General features: G+C 64.6%; 6 protein-coding genes. All 6 read right to left on the bottom strand.

What is annotated here, in order from left to right:
- Nucleotides 1-843, bottom strand: an 843-nt coding sequence (gene truB, locus DBR23_RS04295) for a tRNA pseudouridine(55) synthase TruB (protein WP_108497424.1), incomplete at its 3' end; no start/stop codon positions are given.
- A 3-nt stretch (nt 844-846) separates the two neighbouring features.
- Nucleotides 847-1,218, bottom strand: coding sequence for a 30S ribosome-binding factor RbfA (gene rbfA, locus DBR23_RS04300; RefSeq protein WP_108497422.1), 372 nt, complete (start codon nt 1,216-1,218; stop codon nt 847-849).
- Nucleotides 1,219-1,236: 18 nt separating this feature from the next.
- Nucleotides 1,237-4,110, bottom strand: coding sequence for a translation initiation factor IF-2 (gene infB, locus DBR23_RS04305; protein WP_108497423.1), 2,874 nt, complete (start codon nt 4,108-4,110; stop codon nt 1,237-1,239).
- A 24-nt stretch (nt 4,111-4,134) separates the two neighbouring features.
- The gene (nusA, locus tag DBR23_RS04310) at nt 4,135-5,619 is read right to left on the bottom strand and encodes a transcription termination factor NusA (protein WP_056063891.1); all 1,485 of its coding nucleotides are present in this window, start codon (nt 5,617-5,619) and stop codon (nt 4,135-4,137) included.
- Between the two features lie 80 nt (nt 5,620-5,699).
- The gene (gene rimP, locus DBR23_RS04315) at nt 5,700-6,296 is read right to left on the bottom strand and encodes a ribosome maturation factor RimP (protein WP_056063893.1); all 597 of its coding nucleotides are present in this window, start codon (nt 6,294-6,296) and stop codon (nt 5,700-5,702) included.
- Nucleotides 6,297-6,671: 375 nt separating this feature from the next.
- A complete protein-coding gene (locus DBR23_RS04320) occupies nt 6,672-10,022 on the bottom strand; it encodes a DEAD/DEAH box helicase (protein ID WP_108497425.1) in 3,351 nt (1,116 codons plus the stop codon).
- Nucleotides 10,023-10,401 lie beyond the last annotated feature (379 nt).

Genomic DNA, 10,401 nt, shown 5'->3' on the forward strand with positions numbered 1-10,401 from the left:
CACCGCCACGGCACTGGCATCGGGCCAGTTGCCACGGCGACGCACGCCCGACAGGAATCGGGCTGCATTCTCACCGTCCAGCGTGACACGCATGTGTTGTGCCAGCAGTGACTCGGGCGCTTCCAGACTGGCCAGGCGTTCTGCCTCGGGCATGGCCTCCAGCTGGGCCAGCGTGACACAGCGCTCCACACCAATGCCCCCAGTGTCGATGCGGCGCAAGAAGGTCAGGTGAGCCCCGCAGCCCAACGCCGCACCAATGTCTTCACCCAACGTACGGATGTAGGTGCCCTTGCTGCAGGTCACTATCATTTTAATAGCTATCTGCGCTTGATCTGTCTGCACCAGCGTCAGCTTGAGGGCATGGATGATCACGTCCCGTGCTTCGCGCTCCACCGTGACACCGGCGCGTGCATATTCGTACAGCGCCTTGCCGTCCTTCTTGAGCGCGCTGTGCATCGGCGGCACCTGGCGGATGGGACCCGTGAACTGTTGCTGCACAGCCGCCAGGCGCTCTGGCGTGAGTTGGGCAGCATCTACGTCGCAGCGTTGCACCACGTCCCCCTCGGCATCGCCGGTGGTCGTGGTGGCGCCGAGCAGCGCAATCGCCTCGTAGGTCTTTGCGGCATCCAGCTGCAGCTGGCTGAACTTGGTGGCGGCGCCGAAACACAGCGGCAACACGCCCGTGGCGAGCGGATCCAGCGTGCCCGTATGGCCCGCTTTCTCGGCGCGCAGCAGCCATTTCGCCTTTTGCAAGGCGTCATTGCTCGAAAGGCCGAGCGGTTTGTCGAGCAGCAACACCCCATGCACAGGGCGCCGCTGCACCCTCGTGCGTGGCGCGTGCATGGACTAATCCTCTTGGGCGCGCGAAGACACCGCCTTGGCGATCAAGGCGTTCATGTCGGCCGCACGCTCGGAGGTGCGGTCGAACACGAAGTGCAGCGTAGGCACGGTGTGGATGTGCAGGCGCTTGAACAAGCCATTGCGCAGGAATCCAGCCGCCTGGTTGAGCGCCGCCTGCGTTTCCACAGGGTCGCCCGTCAACAGGCTGAAGAACACCTTGGCATGTGCGTAGTCGGGAGTCACCTCCACGCCCTGCAGCGTCACCATGCCCACGCGCGGGTCTTTCAACTCGCGCGCGATCAGCTCCGTCAGATCACGCTGGATCTGGTCGGCCACCTTGAAGGCGCGGTTAGGGGTGGAAGATTTCTTCGCAGCCATATCGTCGTCACCGAGGCTTTACAGCGTCCGGGCGATTTCCTTGATGTCAAAGAACTCGAGTTGATCGCCTTCCTTGATGTCGTTGTAGTTCTTGAGCTTGATACCGCACTCAAAGCCTTCCTTGACATCCTTGACATCGTCCTTGAGGCGCTTGATCGAGTCAACTTCGCCGGTGTAGACCACCACGTTGTCGCGCAGCAGACGGAACTTGGCGTTGCGATGGACCATGCCGGACGTGATGTACGAACCCGCCACAGTACCGATCTTGGAGGCCACGAACACAGTGCGGATCTCGGCCGTACCAATGACTTCTTCGCGCTGCTCGGGAGCCAGCATGCCAGACATCGCCACACGCAACTCGTCCACAGCGTCGTAAATGATGCTGTAGTAATGCAGGTCCACGCCATTGCCTTCGGCCAGCTTGCGCGCACCGGCATCGGCACGCACGTTGAAGCCGATCACGATGGCCTTGGAGGCGATCGCCAGGTTGATGTCGGACTCGCTGATGGCGCCCACAGCGGCGTACACCAGTTGCACCTTGACCTCGTCGGTCGAGAGCTTGAGCAGCGACTGGGCCAGCGCTTCCTGCGAGCCTTGCACGTCGGCCTTGACGATGATGGGCAGGGTCTTGACCTCACCCGCCGTCATGTCGGCGAACATGTTTTCCAGCTTGGCAGCTTGCTGCTTGGCCAGCTTGGTGTTGCGGAACTTGCCTGCACGGTACGTCGCGATCTCACGGGCACGGCGCTCGTCCGTCAACACCATGAATTCGTCACCCGCCTGCGGCACTTCCGTCAGACCCTGGATTTCGACAGGAATCGATGGACCAGCCGTCTTGGCGACCTTGCCGTTTTCGTCCAGCATGGCGCGCACGCGGCCATAGGTCTGGCCAGCCAGCACCACATCGCCCACCTTCAGCGTACCGGACTGCACCAGCACCGTGGCCACAGGACCGCGGCCCTTGTCCAGCTGGGCTTCGATCACGAGACCCTTGGCCAGCGAATCCACCGGCGCCTTGAGTTCCAGCACTTCGGCCTGCAGCAGCACTTGCTCCAGCAGGGTGTCGATGCCCATGCCGGTCTTGGAGGACACGGGCACAAAGGGCGAATCGCCACCGTATTCTTCAGGCACCACCTCTTCGACCACCAGCTCCTGCTTGACGCGGTCGGGGTTGGCATCAGGCTTGTCAGCCTTGGTGATGGCCACCACGATCGGAACACCCGCCGCCTTGGCGTGCTTGATGGCTTCCTTGGTCTGGGGCATGACGCCGTCGTCGGCGGCCACCACCAGAATCACGATGTCGGTGGCCTGGGCACCACGGGCACGCATGGCCGTGAAAGCCTCGTGACCCGGGGTGTCGAGGAACGACACCATGCCGCGTGGCGTTTCCACGTGGTAGGCACCAATGTGCTGGGTAATGCCACCGGCTTCACCCGCAGCCACCTTGGCGCGGCGGATGTAATCCAGCAGCGAGGTCTTGCCATGGTCCACGTGACCCATCACGGTCACGACCGGAGCGCGCGGCAGCAGTTCTGCGTTTTGCTGGCCTGCATCTTCGTCGGTGAAGGCTTCCGGGTCGTCCAGCGCAGCCACGACGGCCTTGTGGCCCAACTCTTCCACCACGATCATGGCCGTGTCCTGGTCCAGCGGCTGGTTGATGGTGACCATCTGGCCCATCTTCATCAGCGCCTTGATGACCTCGTTGGCCTTGATGGACATCTTGTGCGCCAGTTCAGCCACGGTAATGGTCTCGGGCACATGCACTTCGATGATGCGTGCTTCGACCGGTGCGGCCTGCTGGTGATCATCACGGTGGTCGCGGTTGTCGCCACGGCGGCCACGCGGGCCACCACGCCAGTTGTTGCGACCGACACCGCCGCTGCTGTCGCCGCGGGTCTTGATTTCTTTTTTCTTGGCCGTGTCATTGGCCCAGCTGGAGGACAGCTTGGCTGACTTCACTTCCTTGCCAGCACCAGGCGCACCCGCGCCCGCTCCAGCAGCAGCGGGAGCACCGGTGCGCGCCACGCCAGTACCGACTGCCGGCTTGTGCAGCGTGCCCTTCTTGGCGTCGCCCACGGCAGCAGGCTTGGCCGCCGGCTTGGGTTCCTCGGGCTTCTTGGCGACCATGACCGCCTTCTTGGGCGTGGCCATCATGGAGCGAATGGCCGCAGCTTCTGCCTCGGCCTTGCGGCGACGTGCATCCAGGTCGGCCGCACGGGCGGCTTCTTCGTCAGAGCGGGCCTTGGATTCGGCAGCAGCCTTTTCGCGGGCTTCGTTCTGTGCTGCCGTGCGCGCAGCGGCTTCGGCAGCCTGCTCGCGGGTGGCTTCCTGCTTGACGGCAGAAGCCTGGGCCTTCTTCTCAGCTTCCTGAGCCGCGTAGGCGGCAGCACGCTCTTCGGCTTCGCGCTCGCGCTTTTCGCGGGCTTCGCGCTCGGCACGTTTTTCAGCCAACTCCGCCTCCTGGCGGCGGATCAGCTCGGCCTGGCGGCGGGCTTCTTCCTCGCGGCGGGACAGCTCAAGGTCTTCACTCGACACAGCGGGTTCTTCCACCGCCGCGGGTGCGTGCGACTCTGCAGCAGCCTCTGCACCTTCGTCGCGCTGAATGAACGTGCGCTTCTTGCGCACTTCCACCTGGATGGTACGGGCCTTGCCCGTAGCGTCCGCCTGCTTGATTTCGCTGGTGGACTTCTTGACCAGCGTGATCTTCTTGCGATCGGCCGAGGCCGTGCCGTGGCTGGCCTGCAGGTAAGCAAGCAGCTTTTGCTTGTCCGACTCGGTCAACGCGTCAGAGGGAGCAGCCTTGCCCACGCCGGCAGCCTTGAGCTGGTCGAGCAGGGTTTCAGGCGATTTTTTGAGTTCGGTAGCGAACTCGGCGACAGTGTTACTGGACATATGTGGTTCGTGCCTCCCTGACCTTTACTCTTGCCCCGCGAACCAGTGTTCGCGCGCCTTCATGATCAAGGCTTTGGCTTCCTCTTCAGACTGTCCGGTCAGGTCGGTCAGTTCATCAATGGCCAGATCGGCCAGGTCGTCACGTGTGTGCACACCGCCTTCGGCCAATTTGGCAATCAGCTCAGGGGTGAGGCCTTCGAGGTCGCGCAGGTCCTGGGAGACCTCTTCCACGCTTTCCTCACGGGCAATTTCCATGGTGAGCAGCGCGTCCTTGGCACGGGCCCGCAGCTCGTTGACGGTGTCTTCATCGAAGCTTTCGATCTCCAGCATTTCCTGCAGGGGAACGTAGGCCACTTCTTCGAGGCTGTTGAAGCCTTCGGAGATCAGGATGTCGGCGATTTCCTCGTCCACATCGAGCTTTTCCATGAACAGCTTGCGGGCCGTATCGGTCTCGTTGGCCTGCTTTTGCGCGCTTTCGGCGGCGTCCATGATGTTGATCTTCCAGCCGGTCAGGTCGGACGCCAGGCGCACATTCTGACCACCACGGCCGATGGCGATGGCGAGGTTTTCCTCGTCCACGACCACATCCATGGCGTGCTTTTCTTCATCGACCACGATGGAGGACACGTTGGCCGGAGCCAGTGCGCCAATCACGAACTGTGCGGGGTCTTCGGACCACAGCACGATGTCCACGCGTTCGCCAGCAAGCTCGTTGGTCACCGCGTTCACACGGGTGCCACGCACGCCGACGCAGGTGCCGATGGGGTCCACGCGCTTGTCATGGGACAGGACGGCGATCTTGGCACGCGAGCCGGGGTCACGGGCGCAGGATTTGATCTCCAGCAGGCCTTGCTCGATCTCGGGTACTTCCTGGCGGAAGAGTTCGATCATGAACTCAGGCGCCGAACGCGACAGGATGATGGGAGCGCCGCGCAGCGTCAGGTCCACTTCCATGATCATGGCCCGCACGCGGTCGCCGCTGCGCAGGTTTTCCTTGGGGATCATTTCGCTGCGGCGCAGACGGCCTTCCACGCGGCCGGACTCGACAATGATGTCGCCCTTGTCCATGCGCTTGACGGTGCCGGTGAAGATCTTCTCGCCGCGCGACATGAAGTCGTTGAGCAACATTTCGCGCTCAGCGTCGCGGATCTTCTGCAGGATGACCTGCTTGGCAGCCATGGCGCCGATGCGACCGATGGGCACCGACTCGACACCCTCTTCGATGTACTCGCCGACTTCGATGTCTGGGATGCGATCCTTCGCATCCATCAGCAGCTCTTCGGCTTCGGGGTTTTGCAGGCCCGCATCGTCGGGCACCACCAGCCAGCGACGGAAAGTCTCGTAGTTGCCGCTGTCGCGATCCACGGACACGCGAATGTCCACCTCGCCCTGGTACAGCTTCTTGGTAGCCTGGGCCAGGGCCGACTCCACGGCGCCCAAGACCACATCACGCTCCACGTTCTTTTCGCGCGAAATGGCCTCAACCAACATCAACAATTCGCGATTCATGCGACGACTCTCCTGTTTTCAATCACCCGAGGGCAAGGCAACGCACTGCAGCCACCCACCCCACAATTTTCAGCAGCAAATCAGGCAGGTGCAGCCCCGGCCTTGCCTGCGCGTCCCTTGAAGTCCACGATGGGCGCAAGGCGCACATCCCGGCATTCGTCCAAGGTGAAACCCATCGCCTGCAACGGGGCGGGCACGCGTTTCTTGCTGACTCTTTGTCCTGGCTTGACCGGCGGCTCGTCGCTCCAGACGATCTGCCAGCCTCCGGCCTCGGCCCGCTCCAGCGTGCCGCGAAATTTCTTGCGGGTGGCGTTGACCTGGCCTCCCGCTGCTGCGGCGCCGATGGGCGCCTTCAGGGTGATGTCGATGACAGAGCCTTCAAAGCGCACGAAGTCTTGCTCGTGGCGCAAGGGCCGGTCGATACCAGGGGATGACACTTCGAGGCGCTTGTACTCGACGCCATCGACCTCCAGCGCAAACTGCAGCTGGCGGGTGACCTTCTCGCAATCCTCGACCGTCACGAACTGCTCGATCACAGGCTGGGGCGCATCAGCGGCCGGCTGCACCCAAGGCAAGTCGATGGTGACGCGCAACAGGCCGCCGGCAGAGCGCTCGATCTCCACCAGGTCATATCCCAGTCCCGTCACAATTTGTTCAACGACTTGCTGCAATGCCACGTGTTCAGTTCAATCCCGGATAAACCACACAACTTGCGCCCATCGGGGCCAGGCCACCAGCCCGCCCACTGGGAGCACTGTTTGTGCCCCTCATTTGCGCAAATCCAAAACAAAAAACCCGATAACCCCCGGAGACTCTTCCCCGACAGCTTCGAGCTCCAAAAGCGTTCGACCAAAAAAAACGGGCGGTTGGTACCCGCCCGTTTGGTCGTGAGATTCGTATTGTAGCGCGCAAAGTGTTGATTTGCAAAGGCGGCGGCAGGGAAAACTGTTGTCAACACGCTCAGGCAGGACGCCCAAGCCAGTGTCCATGCGGCTTTCCGGGCGGTGCCCCGCCTCAATGGCACGACACGCTTGTCCAAGCTGCACCAGCAGCTATGACAGTGATAGCGGCTGCAGCAGTTCTGCCAGATCGCTTTCGGTGAAGAGCGGCTCCTTGCGGGCAGCAGCTCCGCTGTACAGGCTGCCCGCCAGCTGCGCCTTGCGCTCCTGCAGGGCCAGGATGCGCTCCTCGATCGTCCCCTGCGCCACCAGCTTGATCACCCACACGCTTTGCGTCTGACCCATGCGGTGCGCACGGTCGGTGGCCTGGTTTTCCACCGCCGGGTTCCACCAAGGGTCGAAATGGATCACCGTGTCGGCCTGCGGCAGGTTCAGCCCCACCCCGCCCGCCTTGAGGCTGATGAGAAACAAAGGCACCTGCCCGCTGGTGAACTGCTCGATGATCGCGTCGCGCCTTTGGCTCTGCCCCGTGAGCTTGACCCAGGGCAGGTCGCGCTTTTTCAGCTCGGTCTCGATCAGCCTGAGCATGCTGGTGAACTGCGAGAACAGCAAAATGCGCCGCCCCTCGGCCAACATTTCGGGCAGCAGCGTCATCAAATGGTCCAGCTTGGCCGAGGTCTCCACGGCCTTGGCTGCGTCCAACGGCACCAGCTGCGGGTGGCAGCACACCTGCCGCAGCTTGAGCAGCGCATCCAGGATGGTGATCTGCGATGGCGCCAGCCCCTTGGACTGCAGCGCTTCGCGCACGGTTTTCTCCATGCCCAGGCGGATGGTTTCGTACAGGTCCGCCTGCGCGCCGGTCAGCTCCACAGGCATGACCGATTCGACCTTGGGCGGCAGCTCCCCTGCCACCAGCGCCTTGGTCCGCCGCAGCATGAAGGGGGTGATGCGGGCGCGCAACTGGGCCATGCGCGCACCGTCGCCCTGCTTTTCGATGGGCGTACGAAACACCTCCTTGAAGCGCGTTTGGCTGCCCAGAAAGCCCGGCATCAAGAAGTGGAACAGGCTCCAGACCTCGCCCAGGTGGTTTTCCATGGGCGTACCCGACAAGCACAGCCGGTGGCGCGCCTGCAGTTCGCTGACCACCTGTGCGGCCTGGCTGCTGGCGTTCTTGATGTTCTGGGCCTCGTCCAGCACCACCAGGTGCCACTGGTGCGCCAGCCAGCGGTCTCGGTCGCGTTGCAGCAGCGAATACGGCGCGATGACCAGGTCGTGCTCGGTGACTTCATCGGCCGCTTTATGGCGATCCGCGCCATGCAGCACCAGGCACCGCAGACCCGGGCAAAAGCGAGCGGCCTCGCGCTGCCAGTTGCCCATCAGGCTCACGGGCGCAATGACCAGCGCAGGGCACGTCAGCCGCCCAGCGTCCTTTTCGACCTGGATGTGCGCCAGGGTCTGCAGGGTCTTGCCCAGGCCCATGTCGTCGGCCAGCACACCGGCCAGGCCGTGGGCCCGCAAAAACTGCAGCCAGTTTAGGCCTTGCTGCTGGTAGGGCCGCAGCGTGGCACGCACGCTGGCGGGCAGCGGCACCTCGGGCAAGGCACTGGCGCCCCGCAGCTGGGCCAGCATGTCGCGCAAGGCACCGGCGCCCTGCCACACCGCGCCCTCGCCCAGCGCAGCACCGGTGCGCAGGGCGTCCAGGCGCGAGAGCTTCAGGCGGTCGGCGTTGAAGTCACGCGCGCGGTCGCCCGCGAGATCGAGCAGCGCTGCCATCCAGGGCCGCAGGGTATCTGTCGGCAGGCGCACAAACCCGGCACCGGTCAACGAGGGCATGTAGACATGTCCCGGCAGCTGGGGCAAACCCGTCGCTGGGTCCAGCGGCTGGGCCGCCGCAGCGGCAATCAGATCGGGCAGCCAGGGCAGGATGTTGTGGCGCACACCATTGATCTCCATGCCCAGCGACAGCGCAAACCAGGGCGATGTGGTCGCGTCATCCTCCTCAGGCTGCAGCGCCACATCCAGTCGGTCGGCGTGTTGCACCCAGCCATGCAGCGCCGCGTCCAGCGTCACATCAAAACCCGCGTCGCGCAGCCCTGCAAAGCCGTTGTCTGCCCAATGCATCCAGTCATCCTGCGCACACTCGCCAGGGATGCCGAACAGGCCGTCGTCGGTGGCCAGGAGGCCCAGACCCTGCAGACGCTCGATGGCATGGCGTTCAGCCACCGCATCGCGCTGCAGCAGCACCTGGCCGCCGTCGGCACCGGGCACCAGCACCGCCAGCTCCTGCCCTGCCCACCAGCCCACATAGCCCTGGTAGTCAAAACGCAAGTGCGCGGTGATAAGCCCCATTTCAGCCACCTGGTTCGGAGATGACGGAGCCAGATGCAGGCGCGCCACGGGTTTCACCCCCCGCACCTGCGTGAGCGGACCCAGCGCCGGCGGCAACGGCAACACCCCGCCAATGCGGCGCACCACCTCGGCATGGTGTTTTTGCAGCGCCGCAGCACTGAGCGCGGGGGCCTTGAGCAGCATGGCCACCTGGGCCGGGCTCAGGCCCTCGGCGTGCACCGGACCGCAGACGCCCTGGACGGCGTCCAGGTACAAGGGCGGATGGTTGTCGCACAGGACGGCGGTGTCGCCTGGCAGACTGGCCCGCAGGCCCCAGACGGCCTCGCCGCCTTGCGCCGGCGTGGACGCCTGCCATGCCCACGCGATGGGCAGCGGATCGCCCCATCGCAAAGGCTCACCCACGGTGGACCCACCCGCATCCACAAACAGGCGGCCTGTGGCCGCAGCCTGCTCCAGCGCCAGCAAGCCCACCGCACCCTCCAGCACCCCAATGGGCGCGACGCTGTAGGCCGAGTAGTACCCCACGCTGCGGGGCATGGCACGCAGCAGCTGCAGCACCTGGCGGTCGACATCGCTGGCGCGGTCGTACACCGCCTGGCCGGGCGCGGGCTGGGTGCGGATCTGTTGCGGCTTGGCCCACCCCCCGGTGAGCTTGGGGTACGACACCACGGCCTCCAGCTGCAACTGCGGCACGCTGGTGCGCGCCCGCCCTACGGTAGAGACAAGATAGAGATAACACTCGGGCCGCCCCGGCCGTGCGACCGGCTCCTGCGGCACAGCACCGCCCAGAGCGCGGTCCCACTCCTGCAGCCAGTGCACCAGCCGCGCCTCGGCCTCGGCGCGCGCCAGGGCCTCTTTGCGCTCCTGCATGGTCTTGAGCGCATCGGCAGCCCGCGTGGACGACGGGCCCTGCGCCGGGTCGCGGTGCGCGGCCTCCAGGGTCAGGGCCACGGCGTGCTTGCAATCTGCCCCCACGGGGCAACTGCAATCGCCCGACCATTGCTTGACCTGGCCATTGGGCGCAAGCACCAGTTGCACAGACACTTCGTACGGGTCGGACGAGCTGCCCTGCACTTCACCCGCCAAGGCCCAGCGGCCCTCGGCCTGTTGCTGGAGCCCCACGCGCACCACATCTGCCTGGCGGTACAGCTCCATGCCCCGCTCCCAGGTGCCCTTGTCGCACTGGGCCTGCAGCGAGTTGAGCGGGAACCAGGGTGGAGGGGGTGTGGACACAGATTTCGAGTAGAAAGTGGCTGTAGCGCTAGTGGATCATGCGCCGTCAGCTATCAAAAAAAGAGCATTCAAGATGTGGGCGATGGTACGGTAGCCACCGCTGCCAGCCCGCAAGCCCGCCCGCTAGGCGCGGCGTGCTGCGCGCACCCGCTCGAAAACGCTCTGGGCCTCGCCCCCCGCCCCGGCACTGCCGGGCGCTGCCGCCTGCAGGCTGGTCAACAACCGCGTGAGCACTGGCGCCTGCGGCAACAACGGGCCCAGGAACAGGGCCCGCTCGCCGTCGGCAATCAGCAGGGTGGGA

Source organism: Acidovorax sp. HMWF018, from assembly GCF_003061035.1.
GTDB lineage: Bacteria > Pseudomonadota > Gammaproteobacteria > Burkholderiales > Burkholderiaceae_C > Acidovorax > Acidovorax delafieldii.